Below are 25,359 nucleotides of genomic sequence, written 5' to 3' on the forward strand. Positions count from 1 at the left end.
AGATTCGCTCATATGTTCGATGAACTTGCCGCAGCCGCCACCCCGGCGTCGGGCGCCGACGCCGTCGGTGCGTGGGCGCGGGTGGAGAACGCGGCGTGCGCGCGGCGGTTGTCGGCGATCGCCGACATGCTGGAGGCCCGGCTGAGCGAGGATGGGTCGGCCGATCGTGAGCAGTGGTGCCTGGACAACTGGTATGCCGTTGCCGCCGAGGTCGCCGCCGCCCACGATGTCTCGTTGGGGGTGGCGTCGCATCAACTGATGTTGGCGCGGGCGTTGCGCGAGCGGCTACCTCGGCTGGCCGAAGTGTTCTCGGCGGGCCGGATCGGGGTGCGGCTGGTGTCGACGATCGTCTACCGCACCGCCTTGATCGCCGACCCGGAGGCGCACGCCAAGGTCGACATCGAGTTGTCCGCGGCGGTAACGGGGTGGGGCCGGTTGTCCGAGGTCAAGATCGAGCGGGCCATCGACTACTGGGTGGACCGCTACGACCCCTATGCCCTGCGGCGCATGGAGACCCGCGCCCGGGGCCGCCACGTCGACGTGACCCGGCCGGACGGTGGCGGCGCGTCGACGATCGAGGCGGTGCTGTTCGATCACGACGCAGCGACGCTGGACAAGCGGCTGGACGTGATGGCGCGCGCGGTGTGTGACGCCGACCCGCGCACGCTGGATCAGCGCCGCGCCGATGCGCTGGGGGCGTTGGCGGCGGGGGCTGACCGGCTGGGCTGCGGCTGCGGGGCCACTGACTGCGCCGCCGCCGAAAAGCAGCCCAATGCGGTGGTGGTGTATGTGATCGCCGAACAGGACAGTCTGTCCGATGACACCGTGGTGGCCATGGACGGCGTCGATCCCGACCGCCCCACCAAGCCGCTGCGAGAAATGACACTGGCCGAAGCGCTGGCCTGCCCGCCGCCAACGGGCCCGGCGCACACCAATCCGGCGGTGATGATGGGCGGCGGCATCCTGCCCGCACCGTTGTTGGCCGCCAAAGTGGCCGCCGGCGCGACGATCCGCCGGTTGATCCATCCCGGAAACGCGCCGCCCGAGCCGCGGTATGTGCCGTCGCGGGCGCTGGCCGCGTTTGTCCGCTGCCGCGATCTGACCTGTCGGTTTCCCGGCTGCAACCAGCCCGCCGAGGTCTGCGATCTGGACCACACCATCGCCTATCCGGTCGGGCCGACGTGTGCGTCGAACCTGAAGTGCCTGTGCCGAAAACACCACCTGCTCAAGACCTTCTGGGGCGGACCCCACGGCTGGCGCGATCAACAGCTACCCGATGGCACCGTGATATGGACTGCTCCTGGCGGTCAGACCCACACCACCCGGCCCGGCAGCCTGGCGCTTCTTCCCACCCTGTGCCGACCCACCGCGCCCGTGACTGTGCAGGCGACAACCACCACCCAGCCGGCCAGCGGCCTGACCATGCCCAAACGGCGGCGCACCCGCGCACAAGACCGCGCCCACTGCATCAACACCGAACGCAGACTAAACGAGACTGGCGTCATGACGGTCAACGAGTCCAACGCCGCAACGGTTAGCCAGCCCGACTACCTCGACGGACCATGGCGTCACCCCGCGCCGTGCTCGAATGATCCACCACCCTTCTGAGTAGGCTGCCCGGGTGGCCGAGCCCTTGATTCCGCCGACGTTGAGCCTGAAAACCCAGGTATCGCGGTTCATCGTCACCGGCGGCCTGGCGGCGATCGTGGACTTCGGCCTGTACGTCGCGTTGCTGGCACTCGGACTGCACGTCAATGTCGCCAAGACCATCGGCTTCGTGGCCGGTACCGTCACGGCGTATTTGATCAACCGGCGCTGGACGTTCCAGGCACCGCCGAGCAAGGCCCGCTTCATCGCGGTGTGCGCGCTGTACGCGCTGACCTACGCCGTGCAGGTCGGCATCAACTACGTGTTCTACATGCAGTTCGAAAACCAGCCGTGGCGGGTGCCGGTCGCGTACGTCATCGCCCAGGGCACCGCGACCGTGATCAACTTCGTGGTGCAGCGCTCGGTGATATTCCGGCTGCGCTGAGCGGCCGAAACGGCACGGTACCCTCGTCACGATGTTTCCGACCACCACACAGCGGCTGACCGGCTGGGGGCGCACCGCCCCGTCGGTCGCCCAGGTGTTGTCGACGCGCGACCCGGAGCTGATCGCGAAGGCGGTCGCCCGGGCGGCCGACGGGGCCACCCGCGGGGTCATCGCCAGAGGACTCGGCCGGTCCTACGGCGACAACGCGCAGAACGGCGGCGGCCTGGTCATCGACATGACGCCGCTGGACAAGATCCACTCGATCGACGGCGAAACCCGCGTCGTCGAGGTGGACGCCGGCGTCAGCCTGGACACAATGATGAAGGCCGCGCTCCCGTTCGGCCTGTGGGTGCCGGTGCTGCCCGGGACCCGTCAGGTCACCGTCGGCGGTGCGATCGCCTGCGACATCCACGGCAAGAACCACCACAGTGCGGGCAGCTTCGGCAACCATGTCCGCTCGATTGATCTGCTGACCGCCGACGGCGACATCCGCCGGCTCGCTCCCGAGGGCCCGGACACCGAACTGTTCTGGGCCACCATCGGCGGCAACGGCCTGACCGGGATCATCCTGCGGGCCACCATCGAGATGACGCCGACCGAGACGGCCTACTTCATCGCCGACGGCGACGTCACCGCCAGTCTCGAGGAGACCATCGCGCTGCACAGCGACGGCAGTGAGGACAACTACACCTATTCCAGCGCATGGTTCGATGCGATCAGCGCGCCACCGAAGCTGGGCCGGGCGGCACTGAGCCGCGGCTCGCTGGCCACCCTCGATCAGCTACCGGCGAAGCTGGCGCGCCATCCGTTGAAATTCGATGCGCCGCAACTCCTCACCCTGCCCGACATCTTCCCCAACGGGTTGGCCAACAAATACACGTTCGGGCCGATCGGCGAGCTGTGGTACCGCAAGTCGGGCACCTACCGCGGCAAGATCCAGAATCTGACGCAGTTCTATCACCCGCTGGACATGTTCGGCGAGTGGAACCGCGCCTACGGGCCAACCGGCTTCTTGCAGTACCAGTTCGTCGTCCCGACCGCGGCGGTCGACGAGTTCAAGAGCATCATCGTCGACATCCAACGCTCCGGCCATTACTCGTTCCTCAACGTGTTCAAGCTGTTCGGCAAGGGCAACCAGGCGCCGCTCAGCTTTCCGATCCCGGGCTGGAACGTCTGCGTCGACTTCCCGATCAAGACCGGCCTCGCCGAATTCGTCACCGAACTCGACCGCCGGGTGCTGCAGTTCGGTGGCCGGCTCTACACCGCCAAGGACTCACGCACCACCGCCGACACCTTCCACGCCATGTATCCGCGCATCGACGAATGGATTGCGGTGCGCCGCAAGGTCGATCCGCACGGGGTGTTCGCCTCGGACATGGCCCGACGCTTGGAGCTGGTCTAGATGCTCGATGCGGTAGGCAATCCGCAGACCATCCTGCTGCTCGGCGGAACATCCGAGATCGGGCTGGCGATATGCGAGCGCTACCTGCGCACCGCGCCGGCTCGCGTCGTGCTGGCCGCGCTGCCCGACGACCCCGGCCGCGACGACGCTGTCGAGCAGATGAAGGCCGCCGGAGCCCGCTCCGTCGAGCTTATCGACTTCGACGCCGTCGACACCGAAAGTCATCCCAAGGTGATGGACGAGGCCTTCACCGGAGGTGATGTCGACGTGGCGATCGTCGCGTTCGGCCTCCTCGGCGACGCCGAGGAGCTGTGGCAGAACCAGCGTAAAGCGGTCCAGATCGCCGAGATCAACTACACCGCTGCGGTTTCGGTTGGTGTACTGCTCGCCGACAGAATGCGCGGGCAGGGCTTCGGTCAGATCATCGCAATGAGCTCGGCGGCGGGCGAGCGGGTGCGGCGATCTAACTTCGTCTACGGTTCCACCAAGGCCGGTCTCGACGGCTTTTACCTCGGTCTTTCAGAAGCGTTGCGCGAGTACGGGGTTCGGGTGCTGGTAATCCGGCCCGGGCAGGTGCGCACCCGGATGAGTGCGCACATCAAGGAAGCGCCACTCACCGTCGACAAAGAGTATGTCGCCGAGCTGGCAGTCACGGCATCGGCCAAAGGCAAGGAACTGGTATGGGCGCCGGGAGCGTTCAGGTACGTGATGATGGTATTGCGACACATTCCGCGCCCCATCTTCCGCAAGCTCCCCATCTAGCAATGCGCGGCGCGCTGGCCGTAGTGGGCCAGATGTTGGTAGCGGTCGCCGTGGCGGTCGTCGTCGCAGGCCCATCCCTGATCGCGATATCGCGGGTGGACTGGCCCGCCTACAACTCGTCCAACCAATTGCATGCGCTGACCACAGTCGGCCAATTCGCCTGCCTGGCAGGGCTGCTGGTGTCCGGCTGGCTGTGGCGGCGCGGCCGCCAGTTGCTCGCGCGGGCCGGTGCCCTGGTGTTCCTGTCCGCGTTCTCCGTCGTGACGCTGGCGATGCCGTTGGCCGCCACCAAGCTCTATCTCTTCGGCATCTCCGTCGACCAGCAGTTCCGCACCGAGTTCCTCACCCGCCTCACCGACACCGCCGCATTGCGCGACATGACGTACTACGGGCTGCCTCCGTTCTACCCAGCGGGCTGGTTCTGGATCGGCGGACGGATCGCGGCGCTGACCGGTACGCCCGGGTGGGAGATGTTCAAGCCGTGGGCGATCACCTCCATCACGGCGGCCATCGTGGTGGCATTCGTGTTGTGGGCCAGCCTGATTAGCTTCGAGTACGCGCTGATCGTGTCGACGGCCACGGCCGCGGCGACATTGGCGTACGCACCGGCCGAGCCGTATGCCGCGATCATCACCGTGCTGCTGCCGCCGGTCCTGGTACTGGCCTGGTCGGGGCTGCGCGGCAGAACGCGATCCGGCGGTTGGGCGGCGGTGATCGGTGTCGGAGTGTTCCTCGGGTTCGCCGCGCTGTTCTATACCCTGCTGCTGGCCTACAGCGCGTTCACGCTGGCGCTGATGGCGGTGGCACTGGCAGTCGCCCGCCGCGCATGGGATCCGCTGCTGCGCCTCGGCGTGATCGCAGTGGTCGGCGGGGCCATCGCGCTGATCGGCTGGCTGCCATACCTATTGGCCGCGCTCGGCGGATCGCCCGCCGATTCGGGCACCGCGCTGCACTATCTGCCACCCGACGGCGCGGAGCTGCCGTTCCCGATGCTCGAGTTCACGCTGCTGGGTGCGCTGTGCATGGTCGGCACGCTGTGGCTGGTGGTCCGGGCGGGCAGCTCGACGCGCGCGGGCGCACTGGCGTTCGGCGTGGTCGCCGTCTACCTCTGGTCGCTGCTGTCAATGCTGACCACGCTGGCCGGCACCACGCTGCTGTCTTTCCGCCTGCAGCCGACGCTGACCGTGTTGCTCACCGTGGCCGGGACCTTCGGGTTCATCGAGGCCACCCTGGCACTCGCCCGGCGCTACCGCCCGGCGATCGGACGACGGATCGTCGCCGCGGCCGGCACGCTCGGCGCGATCGGTGCGCTGACGTTCGCCCAGGACATCCCCGACGTGCTGCGGTCCGACATCGTCGTCGCCTACACCGACACCGACGGCAATGGCCAGCGGGCCGATCGCCGTCCGCCCGGCGCCGAGAGGTACTACGACGAGATCGACGCCAGGATCCAGCAGGTCACCGGCCGGCCGCGCAACGAGACGGTGGTGCTCACCGCCGACTACAGCTTCCTGTCGTACTACCCGTACTACGGGTTCCAGGGATTGACGTCGCACTACGCCAACCCACTGGCCCAGTTCGATAAACGGGCGGCCGCGATCGAGAACTGGTCGAGGATGCAGCGGGCCGACCAGTTCATCGCCGATCTCGACACGCTGCCGTGGAAGCCGCCGACGGTGTTTCTGATGCGTCGCGGCGGCCCCGGTAATTCGGCTGACACCTACACGCTGCGGCTGGCCGCCGATGTGTATCCGAACCAGCCCAACGTCCGCCGCTACCAGGTGGCGCTCGATGCGGCGCTGTTCGACCACCCCAGCTTCACCGTCACCGACATCGGACCGTTCGTGCTGGCCATCAGGAAGCCCTGATGGCACCATCAAGCCCCGTGACCGCCGCGGCGACCAACCACCGCGCCACCCGGATCGTCGCGATCATCGCCGGGTTGCTGGGCGCGGCACTGGCACTGGCCACTCCGCTGCTGCCGGTCAGCCAAACCACCGCCGAGCTCAACTGGCCGCAGGACGGGGTGCTGCAAAGCGTCGACGCGCCGCTGATCGGTTACGTCGCCACCGACCTCACCATCACCGTGCCGTGCCAGGCGGCCGCCGGCCTGGCCGGGCCGCAAAACGCGGGCAAGACCGTGTTGCTCTCGACGGTGCCCAAGCAGGCACCCAAGGCCGTCGACCGCGGCCTGCTGATCGAACGCGTCAACAACGATCTGCTCGTCATCGTCCGGAACACTCCGGTGGTGAGCGCGCCGCTGAACCAGGTGCTCAGCCCGGCATGTGAGCGGCTGACGTTCACCGCGCAGGCCGACAAGGTCACCGGCGAATTCGTCGGCCTGGTGCAGGGTCCCGATGCCGACGACCCGGGTGAACCACTGCGCGGTGAGCGCAGCGGCTACGACTTCCGCCCGCAGATCGTCGGCGTCTTCACCGATCTGGCCGGCCCGGCCCCGCCGAACCTGCAGCTTTCGGCGACCCTGGATTCCCGCTACAGCACGTCGCCGACGCTGCTGAAGCTGGTCGTGATGATCCTTGGCGTCGCGATGACGGTGGTGGCACTGATCGCGCTGCACGTCTTGGACACCGCCGACGGCATGCGGCACCGGCGATTCCTGCCGCCGCGCTGGTGGTCTCTCAGCCCGCTCGACGGCGTGGTCGCCGCGGTGCTGATGTGGTGGCATTTCGTCGGAGCCAACACCGCCGACGACGGCTACATCCTGACCATGGCACGGGTGTCCGAAAACGCCGGATACATGGCCAACTACTACCGCTGGTTCGGCACGCCGGAGGCGCCGTTCGGCTGGTACTACGACCTGTTGGCGCTGTGGGCGCAGGTCAGCACGCACAGCGCCTGGGTGCGACTGCCGACGCTGGTGATGGCGCTGACCTGTTGGTGGTTGATCAGCCGCGAGGTGATTCCGCGCCTCGGGCACGCGGTCAAGACAAGTCAGGCCGCGGCGTGGACGGCGGCCGGGATGTTCCTGGCGGTCTGGCTGCCGCTCAACAACGGGCTGCGGCCCGAGCCGATCATCGCGCTGGGCATCCTGCTGACCTGGTGCTCGGTTGAACGCGGCGTGGCCACCAGCCGGCTGCTGCCGGTGGCGATCGCGATCATCATCGGCGCACTGACACTGTTCTCCGGTCCCACCGGCATCGCCGCTGTCGGCGCCCTGCTGGTCGCCGTCGGGCCGCTGAAAACCATTGTGGCCGCACATACTTCGCGATTCGGCTACCAGGCGTTGCTGGCACCCGTCCTTGCCGCGTGCACGGTCACGATCATCTTGATCTTCCGTGACCAAACCCTGGCCGCGGAGATCCAGGCCAGCGCCTTCAAGGCCGCGGTCGGGCCCAGCCTGAGCTGGTTTGACGAGCACATCCGCTACGAGCGGTTGTTCATGGCCACTCCCGACGGCTCGATCGCGCGCCGGTTCGCGGTGCTGACACTGTTGCTCGCGCTGGCGGTGTCGGTGGCGATGTCGTTGCGCAAGGGCCGGATTCCGGGAACCGCGGCCGGCCCGAGCCGCCGCATCATCGGCATCACCATCATCTCGTTCCTTGCCATGATGTTCACCCCGACCAAGTGGACACACCACTTCGGCGTGTTCGCCGGACTCGCGGGATCGCTGGGGGCGCTGGCCGCGGTTGCGGTCACCGCCGCCGCCATGCGGTCGAGGCGCAACCGCGCGATGTTCGCCGCCGCGGTGCTGTTTGTGGCGGCGTTGTCCTTCGCCAGCGTCAACGGCTGGTGGTACGTCTCCAACTTCGGCGTGCCGTGGTCAAACGCGTTCCCGGAGTGGCGGTTCGGCTTCACCACGATCCTGCTTGGTTGCGCCGTGGTTGCCCTACTGGTGGCGGCCTGGTTCCACTTCTACGGCCACGACCGCTCGCCACCCGGGGAGCGTCCGCGACGGTGGTCGCGGATCATCCAGTCGCCGTTGGCCATTGCCGCGTGGCTTGTCGTCGTGTTCGAGGTGATGTCACTGACCCTCGCCATGATCGATCAGTACCCGGCGTGGAGCGTCGGGCGGTCGAATCTCGAGGCGCTGGCCGGCAAGACGTGCGGGATGGCGGAGGACGTCCTGGTCGAACAGAACCCCAACGCCGGGATGCTGACGCCCGTCCGCGTACCCCTCGCCGAGGCACTCGGTGCCGACACCGCTGAAGGCTTCGGCCCCAACGGCATTCCCTCCGACGTCTCCCCGGACGAGGTGATCGGCGACGGCCCGGGTACCGCCAGCAATTTCGCCGAGTCCCCCGAAGGGGAAGAAACGATCGGCGAGGCGGATACCGAGGGCGGCACCACCGCCGCGGCCGGTATCAACGGGTCACGGGCCCGCCTGCCCTTCAATCTGGACCCCACCCGCACGCCGGTGATGGGCAGTTGGCGCAGCGGCACCCAGCAACCGGCGCTGCTGCGCTCGGCCTGGTACCGGCTGCCGCCCCGCGATGACGCCGATCCGCTGCTGGTGGTCTCCACCGCTGGGCGCTTCGATCCCGGCGACGTCGTGTTGCAGTGGGCGGGTGATGACGGTGAGCCCGCGGGCGGCCTCGGATTCGCCGACGTCGGCGCGGCGCCGGCGTGGCGCAACCTGCGCGCGCCGCTGGCCGCAATTCCCGATGACGCGACACAGGTGCGTCTGGTCGCCACCGACGACGACCTGTCGCCGCAGCACTGGGTCGCCCTGACCCCGCCGCGGATCCCGGAACTGCGGACGCTGCAAGAGGTCGTCGGATCGCAGGATCCGGTGTTGCTGGATTGGCTGGTCGGGCTGGCCTTCCCGTGCCAACGCCCGTTCGGGCACCAACACGGCGTCATCGAGGTGCCGAAATGGCGCATCATGCCGGATCGGTTCGGCGCCGAGGCCAATTCGCCGGTGATGGACAACGTGGGCGGCGGCCCGCTCGGCATCACCGAGCTGCTGGCGCGGGCGACCACCGTGCCGACCTATCTGAAGGACGACTGGTTCCGCGACTGGGGTGCCCTGCAGCAGCTCACGCCGTACTATCCGGGCGCCGAGCCGGCACGACTTGATCTCGGTTCGGCCACCCGCAGCGGATTGTGGAGCCCGGCGCCGCTGCGTCATTAGATTCGTCGCCTAACATCGAGCCTCGTGCCACGCGACGAAGAGCGGACGTACCGGTTCGCCCGGCTGATCGCCGTCGTCGCGGGCATTGCCGGGGTGCTGCTGTGCGGCCTGGTGCCATTGCTGCCGGTCAAGCAGACCACCGCCACCATCGTTTGGCCTCAAGGCGCCCGCGCGGGAGCCGGTGAGCCGGCGACATCCAGTACCGACGGCATGGTGTCCGACGTCACCGCCCCGCTGGTGTCGGGTGCTCCGCTGGCGCTCGACGTCTCCATTCCCTGCCAAGCCATCGCCACCCTGCCCGCGGACGGCGGCCTGGTGTTGTCCACCGTGCCAACGGAAGCTACCGACGCCACCAAGGGCGGCCTGTTCGTCCGGGCCACCGCCGACGTCGTGGTCGTCGCATTCCGCGACTCGGTGGCCGCGGTTGCCCCGCGCCCCGCGGTGGCCGCGGGCGGCTGCAGCGTGCTGCACATCTGGGCCAACGTCGGCCAGGTGGGTGCCGACTTCGTCGGCATACCGGGCGCCGCCGGCACCCTCGCGCCGGAGAAGAAGCCTCAGGTCGCAGGCGTCTTCACCGACCTGGAAGTGGCGGCCCAGCCGGGGCTGTCGGCGCGCATCGACGTCGACACCCGATTCATCACCACGCCGACGGCACTCAAGCTGGCCGTGATGGTGCTCGGGGTGGTCTGCGTGATCGCGTCGATGGTGGCGCTGGCGGTGCTTGACCGCCGGAGCCGCTCAGGCGGCGACATTCGGCCTGAGCTCGGGAGGCGTATTCAACGCGCCTGGCGGCGTTTCCTTCGGGTCGGCCTGGCCAGTTGGATCGCCGATGTCGGCGTGATCGGCACGCTGCTGCTCTGGCACGTGATCGGCGCCATCTCGTCCGATGACGGCTACAACCTGACGATCGCCCGGGTCTCCGGAGAGGCCGGATACACGGCCAACTACTACCGCTTCTTCGGCGCCACCGAAGCCCCGTTCGACTGGTATCAGAGCGTCCTCGCGCAGCTGGCGTCGATCAGCACGGCCGGTGTTTGGATGCGGCTGCCCGCCACCGCGGCGGCGATCGCGACCTGGCTGATCATCAGCCGCTGCATACTGCCCAGGCTCGGTCGACCGCTCGCCGTCAACCGGATTGCGGTCTGGACGGCGGGCGCGGTGTTCCTCGCAACCTGGCTGCCGTTCAACAACGGGCTGCGCCCGGAGCCGCTCATCGCGTTCGGCGCCGTCGCCGCCTGGGTACTGGTGGAGAACGCGATCGGCACCCGCCGGTTGTGGCCCGCCGCGGTCGCGATCATCGTGGCGATGTTCACCGTCACCACGGCGCCGCAAGGCCTCATCGCGCTGGCTCCGCTGCTGGTGGGCGCGCGGGCGATCGCCCGGATCATCCGCAGCCGCCGGCCCGTCGACGGGGTGTTCGCCCCGCTGGCGACTCTGGCCGCTGCGCTGTCGCTGATTTTCGTGATCGTATTCCGCGACCAGACCCTGGCCACCGTCGCCGAGTCCGCCCGCATCAAGTACGTCGTCGGCCCGACCGTCCCCTGGTACCAGGACTTCCTGCGCTATTACTTCCTGACCGTCGAGGAGAGCGCCGACTCGTCGCTGACCCGTCGCTTCGCCGGGCTGGTGCTGCTGCTCTGCTTGTTCGGGATGCTCGCGGTGCTACTGCGCCGCGGACACCTGCCCGGTGTGGCAGCGGGGCCGGTGTGGCGGCTGATCGGCGCCACCGCCGTTGGGCTATTGCTGCTGACCTTCACACCGACGAAGTGGGCCGTGCAGCTGGGTGCATTCGCCGGGCTGGCCGGAGCGCTGGGAGCGGTCACCGCGTTCGTGTTCGCCCGCGTCGGCCTGCACACCCGTCGCAATCTCGCGCTGTACGTGACCGCGTTGCTTTTCGTACTGGCCTGGGCGACGTCCGGCATCAACGCGTGGTTCTACGTCGGCAACTACGGCGTGCCCTGGTTTGACAAGCAGCCGGTGATCGCCGGTTTCCTGGTCACCTTCATCTTCCTGATCCTGGCGATCCTGACCGGCCTGTACGCGGGCTGGCTGCATTTCCGGATGGACTACGCCGGGCACACCGAGGTCGCCAACACACGTCGTAACCGGGTACTCGCCTCCACACCGCTGCTGGTGGTGGCAACCATCATGGTGGTGCTCGAGGTGGGCTCGATGGCCAAGGGCGCGGTGCAGCGCTATCCCGTCTACACCACCGCCAAGGCCAACGTCGACGCACTGGCCTCCGGCCTGAGCAAGACCAGCTGCGCGATGGCCGACGACGTGCTGGTCGAGGCCGACACCAATGCCGGTCTGCTGCAACCGGTTCCAGGGCAGCGTTTCGGGCGGTACGGACCCCTCGGTGGCGAGAACCCGGTCGGGTTCACCCCCAACGGTGTCAGTGACACCCTGGAGCCCGCGGAGCCGGTGACCGCCAATCCCGGCACGGTGAACTCCGACGGGTCCCCCAACAAACCGAACATCGGGGTCGGCTATGCGGCGGGCACCAGCGGCGGGTACGGCCCGGAGGGAGTCAACGGGTCGAGGGTTTTCCTACCGTTCGGTCTGGACCCCGAACGCACCCCGGTGATGGGCAGCTACGACGAGAACACCGTCGCCGCCAAGGCCACTTCGGCGTGGTACCAGTTGCCGCCGCGCACGCCGGACCGCCCGCTGGTGACCGTCGCCGCTGCCGGAGCGATCTGGTACTACGAGGAGGACGGCTCGTTCAACTACGGCCAGTCGCTCAAGCTGCAATGGGGCGTGCACCGACCGGACGGGACGTACCAGGCACTGGGCCAGGTGCAGCCGATCGACATCTTCATGCAAAAGGCTTGGCGCAACCTGCGTTTCCCGCTGGCCTGGGCACCGCCGGAGGCCAACGTGGTCCGCATCGTCGCCGATGACCCCAATCTGTCCGAGGATCAGTGGTTCGCGTTCACTCCGCCGCGGGTGCCGGTGCTGTCGACCGCGCAACAGTTGCTCGGGTCGCAGACGCCGGTGCTGATGGACATCGCCACCGCGGCGAACTTCCCGTGCCAGCGGCCGTTCTCCCAACACCTTGGCGTGGCTGAACTTCCGGTGTACCGCATCCTGCCCAACCTCAAGCAGACGGTGGTGTCGTCGAACCAGTGGCAATCCTCCGAGGACGGCGGCCCGCTGCTGATCACCCGGGCGCTGCTGCGCTCCGATGCCGTGCCGTCCTATTTGCGCGACGACTGGTACCGCGACTGGGGAGCCATCGAACGGTACTACCGGCTGGTGCCCGAGTCCGAGGCGCCCGACGCCGTCGTCGATGAGGGTGCTGTGACTGTGGGCGGATGGAGCCGTACCGGACCGATCAGGGCGCTGCCATGAGCGAAGTCAGGGTCGCCCGATGGGTCGCGACGATCGCGGGCCTGATCGGCTTCGTGCTCTCGGTGGCGACGCCGCTGCTGCCGGTGGTGCAGACGACGGCGACGCTGAACTGGCCGCAGAACGGTCAGCTGAGCAATGTGACCGCTCCGCTCATTTCACAGGTGCCCGTCACGATGGACGTCACCATCCCCTGCGACGTGATCCGCTCGATGCCGCCGTCCGGCGGGATGGTACTGGGCACCGCGCCCAAGGGCGGCAAGCAGGCCGCCCTCAACGCGCTGTTCGTCCATGTCACCAGCCAGCGGGTCGACATCACCGACCGCAACGTCGTGGTGGCCAGCGTGCAGCGGGCGCGGGTAATGGCGCCCGGATGTCAGCGCATCGAGATCACGTCGACGGAGGCCGGGACGTTCGCCACCTTTGTCGGCCTCACCGACGAAACCGGTAAGCCGCTGCGCACCGGCTTCGACGACCCCAACCTGCGACCGTCGATCGTCGGCATCTTCACCGACCTGGTTGGGCCGGCCCCGCCCGGCCTGTCGCTGTCGGCGACCATCGACACCCGGTTCTCCACCAAGCCAACGCCTTTGAAGCTGGCGGCGATGCTGCTCGCGATCGCATCGACCGTCATTGCACTGGTCGCGCTGTGGCGCCTGGACCGCATCGACGGCCGCCGAATGCACCGCCTGATCCCGGAACGCTGGCGCACCTTCACCGCTGCCGACGTCGTGGTGGTCGGCGGATTCCTGCTGTGGCACGTGATCGGCGCCAACTCATCCGACGACGGCTACATCCTCGGCATGGCACGGGTCGCCGACCACGCGGGCTACATGTCCAATTACTTCCGCTGGTTCGGCAGCCCCGAGGACCCGTTCGGCTGGTACTACAACCTGCTGGCGCTGATGACCCATGTCAGCGACACGAGCATCTGGATGCGCTTGCCCGATCTGATTGCGGCGCTTGTGTGTTGGCTGCTGCTGTCCCGCGAAGTGCTGCCCCGACTCGGGCCCGCGGTGGCGTCGTCCAAGGCCGCGGTATGGGCGGCCGGCCTGGTGCTGCTGGCGGCCTGGATGCCGTTCAACAACGGCCTGCGGCCCGAAGCGATCATCGCGGCCGGTGCGCTGATCACCTACGTGCTGATCGAGCGGGCCATCGTGTCGGGTCGCATGACTCCCGCCGCGCTGGCGGTCGTCGCCGCGGCGTTCACCCTCGGGATTCAGCCGACCGGCTTGATTGCGGTGGCCGCGTTGCTTGCGGGCGGGCGGCCGCTACTGAGGATCCTGGTACGCCGGCACCGCATCGTCGGAACCTGGCCGGTGGTGGCACCGCTGCTGGCCGCCGGCACCGTGGTGCTGACCGTTGTGTTCGCCGACCAGACATTGGCAACGGTGTTGGAGGCCACCAGGATTCGCACCGCGATCGGCCCCAGCCAGGCGTGGTACACCGAGAACCTGCGCTACTACTACCTGATCCTGCCGACCGTCGACGGCTCGCTGTCTCGGCGGTTCGGTTTCTTGATCACCGCGCTGAGCCTGTTCACCGCGATGTTCGTCATGTTGCGGCGCAAGCGAATTCCGGGTGTGGCCCGTGGCCCGGCGTGGCGGCTGATGGGCGTCATCTTCGGCACCGTGTTCTTCTTGATGTTCACCCCGACCAAGTGGGTGCACCACTTCGGGTTGTTCGCAGCGGTGGGCGCGGCGATGGCGGCGCTGGCCACCGTGCTGGTGGCACCGAAAGTGCTGCGCTGGTCCCGCAACCGGATGGCGTTCCTGGCGGCGCTGCTCTTCCTGCTGGCACTGTGCTTCGCCACCACCAACGGCTGGTGGTACGTCTCGAGCTACGGCGTGCCGTTCAACAACGCGGTGCCGCGCATCGGCGGGGTCACGGTCAGCACGATCTTCTTCGCCCTGTTCGCGCTCGCCGCGGTGTACACGATCTGGTTGCACTTCGCCTCCCGCGACCGCGGCGAGGGCCGCATCGCGCGGGCGTTGACCACGGCGCCCATTCCGGTCGCGGCCGGCTTCATGGTGGTGGTGTTCGTGGCCTCGATGCTGGTCGGCGTGGTGCGGCAGTATCCGACGTACTCCAACGCGTGGGCCAACCTGCGGGCCTTCACCGGCGGCTGTGGGCTGGCCGACGATGTGCTGGTCGAACCCGATGCCAATGCGGGTTTCATGACTCCGCTGCCGGGGAACTACGGCCCGCTGGGTCCGCTGGGGGGCGATGCGCCGGTCGGCTTCACCCACAATGGGGTGCCCGAACACATTGTCGCCGAAGCCATCCGAATGACATTGCCGCAGCCCGGCACCGACTACGACTGGGACGCCCCGACGAAGCTGGACACCGAGGGCATCAACGGGTCCACGGTGCCGCTGCCCTACGGCCTCGATCCAGAACGGGTTCCGGTCGCGGGCAGCTACGCCGACGGCCCGCAACAGCAGAGCACGCTCGCCTCGGCGTGGTACGAACTGCCGCCCCCTGACGACGCCCATCCATTGGTGGTGGTCACCGCGGCCGGCACCATCACAGGCAATAGCGTTCTGAAAGGATTCACCGACGGGCAGACCGTCGAGCTGGAGTTCGCGCGGCCGGGTCCCGACGGCGCACCCGTCCCGGCCGGACGGCTGGTGCCCGACGACCTTGGGCCCGCTCCGTCGTGGCGCAACCTGCGGTTCGCCCGCTCGGACATACCCGCCGATGCCGTCGCGGTGCGGGTCATCGCCGAGGACCGATCGCTGACGCGGGGCGACTGGATCGCGGTCACCCCGCCGCGGGTGCCCGAGCTGCGGTCGTTGCAGGAGTACGTCGGCTCACAGCAGCCGGTGCTGATGGACTGGGCGGTGGGATTGGCCTTCCCGTGCCAGCATCCGATGCTGCACGCCAACGGGGTGACCGAGATTCCGGCCTTCCGGATCACGCCGGATTACACCGCCAAGAAGCAGGACACCGACACCTGGGAGGACGGCCTCAACGGCGGGCTGCTCGGCATTACCGATCTGCTGCTGAGGGCGCATGTAATGGCGACGTATCTGTCGCGGGACTGGGGCCGCGACTGGGGTTCACTGCGCAAGTTCGACACCATTGTGAAGGCCGAGCCTGCGCAGCTCGAATTGGGCACCGCCACCCGCAGCGGGCTGTGGAAGCCCAACGAGATCCGGATCGGCCCGTAAGCGGTGGTGGACCGGTGGACGATTGGCTGGCGATGGCCGCGATCTAGGCCGACCTTGGTTTCTTGACTTATTCCAGAAAAGCGACAAGACTGCGGAACGTGTCCATCGCCTCGGATTTCCCGCAGATGCTGCGCGAGGCCGCTCTGCGCGTGACCCGCCCTCGGTTGGCGGTGCTCAGCGCGGTGCATGAGCATCCGCACGCCGACACGGATTCGATCATCCGGGCGGTGCGCAACGGTCTCCCCGACGTGTCCCATCAGGCCGTGTACGACTCGCTGCACACGCTGACGGCAGCGGGTCTGGTGCGACGCATTCAGCCGTCCGGCTCGGTGGCTCGCTACGAGTCGCGCGTCGGTGACAACCACCATCACGTGGTGTGCCGGTCATGCGGTGTCATTGCCGACGTCGACTGCGCCGTCGGCGATGCGCCCTGCCTGACCGCCGCCGACGACGGCGGCGTTCTGGATGGCTTTGTCGTCGAGGAAGCCGAGGTCATCTACTGGGGCGTGTGCCCCGAATGCTCGGAACAGCCCGATTCACCCACTCCTGGAAGGAAGGACCGACGTGTCTGAAAGCGAAAATCCGGTAATCCCCTCACCCGAACCCAAGGCGCATATTCCCCTGACGAACCGGGACTGGTGGCCGGATCAGGTGGACCTCTCGGTTCTCAAGAAGCACGCACCGCAGGCCAACCCGATGGGCGACGACTTCAATTACGCCGAAGAGGTAAAGAAGCTTGACGTCGAAGCGCTCAAGCAGGACATGTTCGAGCTGATGACGAACTCGCAGGATTGGTGGCCCGCCGATTACGGCCACTACGGCGGGCTGTTCATCCGGATGAGCTGGCACGCCGCCGGCACCTACCGCATCGCCGATGGCCGGGGCGGCGCCGGCGAAGGCGCACAGCGCTTCGCCCCGCTGAACAGCTGGCCCGACAACGCGAGCCTGGACAAGGCGCGCCGGCTGCTCTGGCCGCTCAAACAGAAGTACGGCAGGCAGATCTCCTGGGCCGACCTTCTGGTCTTCGCCGGAAACTGCGCCATCGAACACATGGGCCTGCCGACCTTCGGCTTCGCCTTCGGTCGCGAGGACACCTGGGAACCCGACGAGATCCTCTGGGGGCAGGAGGACACCTGGTTGGGCACCGACAAGCGCTACTCGGGCGAACGGGAACTCGCGAAACCCTATGGCGCGACAACCATGGGTCTGATCTACGTGAACCCGGAGGGCCCCGAAGGCAAACCGGATCCAGTGGCCGCGGCAATAGACATCCGCGAGACCTTCGGCCGGATGGCGATGAACGACGAGGAGACCGCCGCGCTTATCGTCGGTGGCCACACCTTCGGCAAGACCCACGGCGCCGGCCCGGACGACGGCATCGGGCCGGAGCCCGAGGGCTGCCCGCTGGAACTCCAGGGGCTCGGCTGGACGGGTCCCTTTGGCAGCGGCGTGGGCAAGGACTCGATCACCAGTGGCCTCGAGGTGGTCTGGACGCCCACCCCGACCAAGTGGGACAACAGCTACCTGGAGACCCTGTACGGCTACGAGTGGGAGCTGACCAAGAGCCCGGCCGGTGCCTGGCAGTACGTCGCGAAGGACGGGGCCGGTGCCGGCACCATTCCCGACCCGTTCGACGGACCGGGGCGGGCGCCGACCATGCTGGTTACCGACCTGTCGATGCGGGAGAGCCCCATCTACGCCGACATCACCCGGCGCTGGCTGGACCACCCCGAAGAGCTGTCTGAGGCGTTCGCCAAGGCGTGGTACAAGCTGCTGCACCGCGACATGGGACCCGTCTCGGGTTATCTCGGCCCGTGGGTGCCGGAGCCGCAGCTGTGGCAGGACCCCGTCCCCGACGTCGACCACAAGCTGATCGATGACAAGGACGTCACGGCCCTCAAGTCCAAGATCCTGGAGTCGGGTCTGTCGGTCTCCCAGCTGGTCTCCACGGCGTGGGCGTCGGCGGCCAGCTTCCGCGGCACCGATAAGCGCGGCGGCGCCAACGGGGCGCGGATTCGCCTTGCCCCGCAGAAGGATTGGGAAGTCAATCAGCCTGCCGAACTGGCAAAGGTGCTGCAGACCCTCGAGAAGATCCAGTCGGACTTCAACGGCTCGGCGTCTGGCGGCAAGAAGGTCTCGCTTGCCGACCTGATCGTGCTGGCCGGCAGCGCGGGCGTCGAGAAGGTGGCCAAGGACGCCGGCTTCGACGTCGCGGTGCCGTTCGCACCCGGACGCACCGACGCCTCGCAGGAGCAGACCGATGTGGAGTCGTTCGCCGTGCTCGAACCGCAGGCCGACGGCTTCCGCAACTACCTGCGCGCCGGGCTGAAGACGTCGGCTGAGCACCTGCTGGTCGACCGGGCCTACCTGCTGAACCTGACGGCACCCGAGATGACGGTTCTCGTTGGCGGCCTGCGGGCGCTGGGCACCAACTTCGGTCAGACCAAGCACGGCGTGTTCACCGATCAGCCCGGCAAGTTGACCAACGACTTCTTCGCCAATCTGCTCGACATGGGCACGGAGTGGAAGGTTTCCGAGTCGACGGAGAACGTGTACGAGGGTCGCGATCGCGGTGCCACCGGCGGTAAGCCCAAGTGGACCGCCACCGGAGCTGACCTGGTTTTCGGTTCGAACTCGATCCTGCGCTCGCTTGCCGAGGTCTACGCCACCGACGACGCGAAGGACAAGTTCGTGGCGGACTTCGTGAAGGCGTGGGTCAAGGTGATGAACAACGATCGGTTCGACTTGGCCTAGATCGGGGTCAGGCCGTGCTTGCGCTGGACCCGGCTGATCTGCTTGTCCCGCAATAGATGCAGTGACTTGCGCAGCAGCAGTCGGGTCTGGTGCGGCTGGATCACCGCGTCGATGAAGCCGCGCTCTGCGGCGATCCACGGGGTGGCCATGTTGAGGTTGTAGCCCTCGATGAAGTCGGCCCGGATCTTCTGCACTTCCGGCGCCGTCGGGTCGGGGAACCGCTTCACCAACAACTGCGCGGCGCCCTCGGCGCCGATCACCGCGATTCGGGCGGTGGGCCAGGCGAAGTTCAGGTCGGCGCTCAGCTGCTTGGACCCCATCACCGCGTACGCGCCGCCGTAGGACTTGCGAATCGTGATGGTGACCTTCGGTATGTCGGCCTCGACGACGGCGTTGAGGAACCGGCCACCGCGCTTGATGATGCCGTTCTTCTCCTGCTCCACACCGGGCATGAAACCCGGGGTGTCGACGACGAAAACCAGTGGAAGGTTGTAGGAGTCGCAGAACCTGATGAACCGGGCAGCCTTGTCCGAAGCCTCGTTGTCGATCGCGCCGGATAGGAACATCGGCTGATTGGCGATCACACCGACCGCCCGCCCGTCGACCCGGGCAAAGGCGGTGATGATCGCCGGGCCCTGCTGCTGGGCCACGTCGAAGACATCGCCGTCGTCGAAGATCCGCAGCAGGATCTCGTGCATGTCGTAGGCCATGTTGTCGCTGTCGGGAACGATCGAATCGAGTTCCAGGTCATGCGGCGTGATCGCCGGCTCGAGACCGGGATTGACGATCGGCGCGTCGTCGAATGTGTTTCCGGGTAGGAAGCTCAAGTAGTCGCGGACATACTGAAACGCCGCTTTCTCGTCTTCGACAACCTGGTGGATGTTGCCGTAGCGGGCCTGCGCGTCAGCGCCACCGAGTTCGTCGAGTGTGACGTCCTCACCGGTCACGTCCTTGATCACGTCGGGCCCGGTGATGAACATGTAGCCCTGATCGCGCACCGCCACAACAAGATCCGTCTGAATCGGCGAATACACCGCTCCGCCGGCGCATTTCCCGAGAATGATGGAAACCTCCGGCACCGTCCCACGAAGCAATTCGTGGCGGCGGCCCAGTTCGGCGTACCACGCCAGCGAGGTCACCGCGTCCTGGATGCGGGCGCCTGCCGAATCGTTGATGCCGACGATCGGGCAGCCGACCATCGCCACCCACTCCATCAGCTTGGCGACCTTGCGACCGAACATCTCGCCGACCGAGCCCTGGAACACCGTCTGATCGTGGCTGAACACGCCGACCGGGCGACCGCCGATGGTGCCGTGTCCGGTGACCACGCCGTCGCCGAAGAGCGCATCGGGATCACCCGGTGTCTTGCACAGCGCACCTATCTCCAGGAAGCTGCCGGGATCGAGCAGCGCGTGGATGCGGGCCCGGGCGCTCGGAATGCCCTTCCTGTCGCGCTTGGCGACGGCTTTCTCACCACCGGGTTCCTTTGCCAGCTCCAGCTTTTCACGCAGTTCGGCGAGCAGTTCAGCGGTGGTCTGGTTCGTCACTTGCTCTCGCCCTCGGCTTCGATGCGGTTGATGGCCTCGCTCATGTGCGCGCCGACCTTCGCGATGTATGGCTCGTCGATCGCCTGGATGTGCTCGCCCCCGATCGGAACGACCTCCAGCTCGGACACGTACTCCCCCCAGCCGCCGTCCGGCTTGCGGGTGGCGTAGCGCGGCTCGAAGAAGATCGCGTCGTCGTGGTAGCGGTCGGCCATGTACAACGTGACGTGCCCGTCGTACGGTTCGATCTTCGCGGTGTCGATCACCCGGTTATCGAGGTAGGACGTGCGCTGGTGCTCGATGATGCCGCCCGGGATCTGCACTCCGCTTTCCTTGACCGCGTCGAGGACGAACTGCACCTGCCCCTCGTCGTCGAGCTCCTCGAGCTGCTGGTACGGGATCGGCGGAACCTGCACGTTGAACGTCCGCTCGGCGAACCGGGCGTAGCGGTCCCAGCGGGCCCGGGTCTCCTCCTTGGTCTGCGGGACCTCTTCTCCGGCGCGCACCGCGTCGATCAGTCCGACGAACCGCACGTCGGCGCCCGCCCGCTTCAGCCCGATCGCGCAGGCATAGGCCAGCACCCCACCGAGCGACCAACCCGCCAGGATGAACGGCCCCTTGCCACCCATCTCCAGCAGCTTCGGCACGTACTCGGCCGCACGTTCCTCGACGGAGCCCTCGACCCGCTCGATGCCGTATACCGGAGTCTCCGGCGGCAGGCGCTTCAGCAGCGGTTCGTACACCACCGTCGACCCACCCGCCGGGTGGAACACAAACACCGGGACGTTGTCGGAGCCATCCCGGGGGGCGCGGAGTGTGCGCACGAACCCGTCGGTCTCACCGGCTTCGAGGTGCTCGCGCACGATAGACGCCAGCGCCTCGATCGTCGGCGCGGTCTTCACGTCGTCCGCGGTAATGGTGCCTTCGGCGCGTTCGGACAGCCGCTGCGCCATCTTCTCGGCGGTCTCGTCGTCCAGCGCGGGCAGCGCGTTGAAGATGCCACCCGGAGACTTGCCGGTGACGATCGCCCACGTCGCGAACGTCACCCGTTCGGCGGCTTCCCGCGGCGGCACGTCGGCGCCGAGCGCATCGGTGACGGCCTCCTGCGTCAGCACCTGGGCCGCCAGGGCGGCCGCACTCTTGTTGCCATCAGCGTCCGGACCGGAAGGGTCCGTGGGCGGCGGCGGGATCGGCGCATCCGAAACCGGTGCCGGTGCGTCCGTCGCCGGCTCGGTGCCCGCCATCATCGCGGCCTGCTCCGCCGCGATCTCCTCGGGCGTCAGCGTCTTCTGGTGCTCGTGCAGTTGCTCGACCTCGTCGCGATGCTCGATCGCGTACTCGATGAGCTTCTCGACGGCATACAGGTTTGCGTCCCGCACCGCGGTCAACTGAATCGGCGGCAGGTCGAAGTCGTATTCCACGCGGTTCTTGATCCGCACCGCCATCAGCGAGTCAAGCCCGAGCTCGATCAGCGGCACCTCCCACGGCAGGTCCTCGGGCTCGTAGCCCATCGCACCGCCGACGATCGCTGCCAACCGGTCGTGCACGGTCTCGCCGGAATCCGGCGTCCACTTCGCAAAGCCCGCACCCAGATTCGCGCCCTGCGTGAGGTTGTCGGACAGGATTTCTGGAGCCGCTTCAGCGGCGACATCGGGAACAGCATCGTCTTCGACCAGTTCCTGGGTGACCACAACCCCGGTCGCCGCCGCCGCTGGCAGTGCGGCGCTCTGGCCGTCGCGGCTCACGATGGCGTCGTAAACCAACGTGAACGACTCGTCGATGCGCGCGTGGACCTGCACGCTGGCGCCGCCGGGGTGGCGGGTCAGCGTCGTCACCAGGCGAGCGCCCGCGCCGGGCACCGCGCGCTGCTCCGACGCGGTCACCCTGGCCTCCGGAAACACCTGGGCCGCTGCGGCTTTCACGAGTGCACCGAGGTCAGTCGCGCCCCTCGGCGAATACTCCCACACGTGGCGGCCGTCCGGCATCGCGACGTGGTTGCCCGGCATCATCATGGAGCTGTCACCGGTGAACCGCGCCTCCAGCCAGTGCGGCTTGCGGCGGAACCGGGTCGGCGGGATGTTCGCGTAGTCGACCGCCGGGCAAGACGCCCGAGAAAACAGCGTCCGGAAGTCGAGGTGGTGGCCGTACACGAACAGCTGAGCCATCGCCGCGGTCATCGAGTCGACCTCGTCCTGCTTGCGCGCCAGCGTTGCGATCAGCTGCGCGTCATGCTGTCCGGCGGCCGCGGTGGTCAGGCCAACCTGCATCAGCGCCACCGGATTCGGCGCCAGCTCGAGGAATGTGGTGTGACCGTTGTCGACCGCGTTGCGGATGCCGTGGGTGAAGTAGACGCTGTGCCGCAGCCCCTTCTTCCAGTACTCGACATCGTGGATCGGTTCGCCGCCCGGCCGGATGTAGCCGCCCTGGTGCACCGTCGAGAAGTATCCGGTGGTGAGCGGTCGCGGCGCGATGCCCTGCAGCTCGGCCGCCAGCTCACCGAGCAGCGGGTCCATCTGCTGCGTGTGGCTGGCGCCCTTGGTCTGGAACTTGCGGGCGAACTTGCCCTCCTTCTCGGCCCGCTCGATGATCGCGTCCACCTGTTCGGGCGGGCCGCCGATCACCGTCTGGCTCGGTGCGGCGTAGACGCACACCTCCAGGTCGGGATAGTCGGAGAACACCGTCTTGATCTCTTCGGCGGAGTACTCGACGAGCGCCATCAGCCGGATGTACTCGCCGAACAGCATCGCCTCGCCCTCACCCATCAGGTGCGAGCGCGAGCAGATGGTGCGGGTGGCGTCGGCCAGCGACAGCCCGCCGGCGAAATACGCCGCGGCGGCCTCGCCCAGTGACTGACCCACCAACGCAGCGGGTTTCGCGCCATGATGCTTGAGCAGCTCACCCAGCGCGATCTGAATCGCGAAGATGGTGACCTGAGTGGTTTCGATGCCGTAGTCCTGCGAGTCGTCGAGGATCAACTCGACCACGGAGTAGCCCAGCTCGTCCTGAACCAGTGCGTCGACCTTGTCGATCCATTCCGCGAAGGTCTCGTCACGCAGGTACAGGCTCTTGGCCATCTTGCGGTGCTGGGCGCCGAAACCGGCCAGCACCCACACCGGACCGTTGGTGACCGGGCCGTCGGCGCTGAACACATTCGGGTTCGGCTTGCCGTCGGCCAGCGCCCGCAGTGCCTTGATCGCCTCGTCGTGATCGTGCGCCATCACCACCGAGCGGGACCGGCCGTGATTCCGCCGTGACAGCGCACGGCCGATCGACTCCAGTGCGGACGCCCGCCCCTCGGGGCTGTCCATCCAATCGGCCAACTCGGCGGCCGCCGCCTTCTTACGAGAGGTCAGGAACGCCGAAACCGCCAGCGGCACAACGGGTGTGTGCGGCTCCTGAGATTCCAGGGCCTCCAACTCCTGCAGCGCCACCTCCTTGAGCCGCTTGGCCTCATCGGTGAGGCCGGGCAATTCCGGTTCGCGGTCGTCGGTGTCGTAGGCGTGCTGACCGAGCTCGTCACCGGCGGTCTCATCGTCGTCGTCGTGGATGAACTCGCCGTACTCGTCCATCCGGACGCCGCCCACGTACACCGCATTGGCCTCGGCGGCGGCCGGCTTCTCGGCGACCGGTTCGGGTTCGGGCTCGGGCTCGACGAGATCCGACGGCAGCACCTCGCGCAACACCAGGTGCGCGTTGGCGCCACCGAAGCCGAAGCCGGACACCCCGGTGATGGCGTGCCCGCTGTAGCGGGGCCAGTCGGTGACCGTGTCGGCCACCTTCAAGTGCACCGCATCGAAGTCGATGTACGGGTTGGGACCGGTGTAGTTGATCGACGGCGGTACCTTGTCGTTGCGCAGCGCCAACACCATCTTGGCCAGGCTGGCCGCGCCGGCCGCCGACTCCAGGTGGCCCACATTGGATTTCACCGCGCCCAGCAGGGCGGGCTGGTCCGCGGCACGGCCCCTGCCGACGACCCGGCCGAGCGCGTCGGCCTCGATCGGGTCGCCCAGGATGGTGCCGGTGCCGTGCGCTTCGATGTAGTCGACGGTGCGCGGGTCGATGCCGGCATCCTTGTAGGCCTTGCGCAGCACCTCGGCCTGCGCATCGGGATTCGGCGCGAGCAGGCCGTTGGACCGGCCGTCGTGGTTGACCGCGGTGCCGGCGATCACCGCGAGGATCTCGTCGCCGTCGCGCCGGGCATCGGCGACGCGTTTGAGCACCAGCATGCCGCCGCCCTCGGAGCGTGCGTAGCCGTCGGCATCCTGCGAGAACGACTTGATCCGGCCGTCGGATGCCAGCACGCCGCCGACCTCGTCGAAACCGACCGTGACGAGCGGGGTGATCAACGCGTTCACCCCACCGACGAGCACCACGTCCGCCTCGCGCGCACGCAGCGCCTGCACACCCTGATGCGCGGCGACCAGCGAGCTCGAGCATGCGGTGTCGACGGCCACCGACGGGCCGCGGAAGTCGTAGAAGTAGGAGACGCGGTTGGCGATGATCGAACTGGCGGTGCCGGTGATGGCGTACGGGTGGGCGACCGACGGGTCGGACATCGCCAGGAAGCTGTAGTCGTTGGTGGAGCTGCCGATGTACACGCCGATGCTCCCGCCGCGCAACGCCGACGCCGGGATGCGGGCGTGCTCCAGCGCCTCCCACGTCAGCTCCAGCGCCAGCCGCTGCTGCGGATCGACGTTGTCGGCCTCCATCTTCGACAGCGCGAAGAACTCGGAGTCGAAGCCCTTGATGTCCTTCAAGTAGCCGCCACGCGTGCGCGCCTTGGCGACCCGTTCGGCGATCCGCGGCTCCTCGAGGAACTCCTCCCAGCGGCCCTCGGGCAGGTCGGTGATCCCGTCGCGACCCTCCAGCAGCGCCTGCCAGGTCTCGTCGGGCGTGTTCATGTCGCCCGGGAAACGGGTGGACAGCCCGACGACCGCGATGTCGTCCACGTCGCGCTCGCGCGACCAGTCGATCTCTTCGGCGGTGTCGTCGACCTCCGGCTCGCCCTCGACGATGACGGTGGCCAGGGATTCGATGGTGGGATGCCGGAACGCGACGGTGGCCGTCAGCGTCACTCCGGTGAGGTCCTCGATGTCGCTGGCCATCGCGACCGCGTCGCGGGAGGACAGGCCCAGCTCCACCATCGGGGTGGAGTCGTCGATCGCGTCGGCGGACTGGGCGGTGGCGTTTGCGATCCAGTTGCGCAGCCAGTCACGCATCTCGGCGACGGTCATGTCGGTGCGTGCCGG

General features: G+C 67.7%; 12 protein-coding genes. 10 read left to right on the top strand and 2 right to left on the bottom strand.

What is annotated here, in order from left to right:
• Window positions 1-12 precede the first annotated feature (12 nt).
• The 10 genes from ACRDU5_RS04645 to katG all read left to right on the top strand — a co-directional run bounded on the left by ACRDU5_RS04645 (window position 13) and on the right by katG (window position 18,566).
• Window positions 13-1,608 (top strand): HNH endonuclease signature motif containing protein, encoded by a 1,596-nt coding sequence (locus ACRDU5_RS04645; protein WP_526613178.1) that lies wholly within the window; start codon window positions 13-15, stop codon window positions 1,606-1,608.
• 28 nt (window positions 1,609-1,636) lie between these two features.
• The gene (locus tag ACRDU5_RS04650) at window positions 1,637-2,032 is read left to right on the top strand and encodes a GtrA family protein (RefSeq protein ID WP_526613241.1); all 396 of its coding nucleotides are present in this window, start codon (window positions 1,637-1,639) and stop codon (window positions 2,030-2,032) included.
• Window positions 2,033-2,063: 31 nt separating this feature from the next.
• The gene (gene dprE1, locus ACRDU5_RS04655; protein ID WP_526613180.1) at window positions 2,064-3,434 is read left to right on the top strand and encodes a decaprenylphosphoryl-beta-D-ribose oxidase; all 1,371 of its coding nucleotides are present in this window, start codon (window positions 2,064-2,066) and stop codon (window positions 3,432-3,434) included.
• The gene (gene dprE2, locus ACRDU5_RS04660; protein ID WP_526613182.1) at window positions 3,435-4,196 is read left to right on the top strand and encodes a decaprenylphospho-beta-D-erythro-pentofuranosid-2-ulose 2-reductase; all 762 of its coding nucleotides are present in this window, start codon (window positions 3,435-3,437) and stop codon (window positions 4,194-4,196) included.
• A 2-nt stretch (window positions 4,197-4,198) separates the two neighbouring features.
• Window positions 4,199-6,064 carry an arabinofuranosyltransferase gene (locus tag ACRDU5_RS04665; protein WP_526613183.1) on the top strand — a complete coding sequence of 622 codons (1,866 nt, stop codon included), beginning with the start codon at window positions 4,199-4,201 and terminating at the stop codon, window positions 6,062-6,064.
• Window positions 6,064-9,288 carry an arabinosyltransferase domain-containing protein gene (locus tag ACRDU5_RS04670; protein WP_526613185.1) on the top strand — a complete coding sequence of 1,075 codons (3,225 nt, stop codon included), beginning with the start codon at window positions 6,064-6,066 and terminating at the stop codon, window positions 9,286-9,288. The genes ACRDU5_RS04665 and ACRDU5_RS04670 overlap by 1 nt, the downstream gene beginning before the upstream one ends.
• Before the next feature lie 24 nt (window positions 9,289-9,312).
• The gene (locus ACRDU5_RS04675) at window positions 9,313-12,642 is read left to right on the top strand and encodes an arabinosyltransferase domain-containing protein (protein ID WP_526613186.1); all 3,330 of its coding nucleotides are present in this window, start codon (window positions 9,313-9,315) and stop codon (window positions 12,640-12,642) included.
• Window positions 12,606-15,812, top strand: coding sequence for an arabinosyltransferase domain-containing protein (locus ACRDU5_RS04680; protein ID WP_526613188.1), 3,207 nt, complete (start codon window positions 12,606-12,608; stop codon window positions 15,810-15,812). Before ACRDU5_RS04675 ends, ACRDU5_RS04680 begins: the two co-directional genes overlap by 37 nt.
• A 125-nt stretch (window positions 15,813-15,937) precedes the next feature.
• Window positions 15,938-16,384 carry a Fur family transcriptional regulator gene (locus ACRDU5_RS04685; RefSeq protein WP_526613242.1) on the top strand — a complete coding sequence of 149 codons (447 nt, stop codon included), beginning with the start codon at window positions 15,938-15,940 and terminating at the stop codon, window positions 16,382-16,384.
• A complete protein-coding gene (katG, locus tag ACRDU5_RS04690) occupies window positions 16,377-18,566 on the top strand; it encodes a catalase/peroxidase HPI (RefSeq protein WP_526613189.1) in 2,190 nt (729 codons plus the stop codon). The genes ACRDU5_RS04685 and katG overlap by 8 nt, the downstream gene beginning before the upstream one ends.
• Here katG and ACRDU5_RS04695 read toward each other — a convergent pair.
• On the bottom strand, window positions 18,563-20,113 hold the full coding sequence (locus tag ACRDU5_RS04695; RefSeq protein ID WP_526613191.1) for an acyl-CoA carboxylase subunit beta: 1,551 nt from the start codon (window positions 20,111-20,113) through the stop codon (window positions 18,563-18,565). The genes katG and ACRDU5_RS04695 overlap by 4 nt on opposite strands.
• The gene (pks13, locus tag ACRDU5_RS04700; RefSeq protein ID WP_526613244.1) at window positions 20,110-25,344 is read right to left on the bottom strand and encodes a polyketide synthase Pks13; all 5,235 of its coding nucleotides are present in this window, start codon (window positions 25,342-25,344) and stop codon (window positions 20,110-20,112) included. The genes ACRDU5_RS04695 and pks13 overlap by 4 nt, the downstream gene beginning before the upstream one ends.
• Window positions 25,345-25,359 lie beyond the last annotated feature (15 nt).

It is taken from the genome of Mycobacterium sp. (assembly GCF_050701515.1).
Taxonomy (GTDB): domain Bacteria; phylum Actinomycetota; class Actinomycetes; order Mycobacteriales; family Mycobacteriaceae; genus Mycobacterium.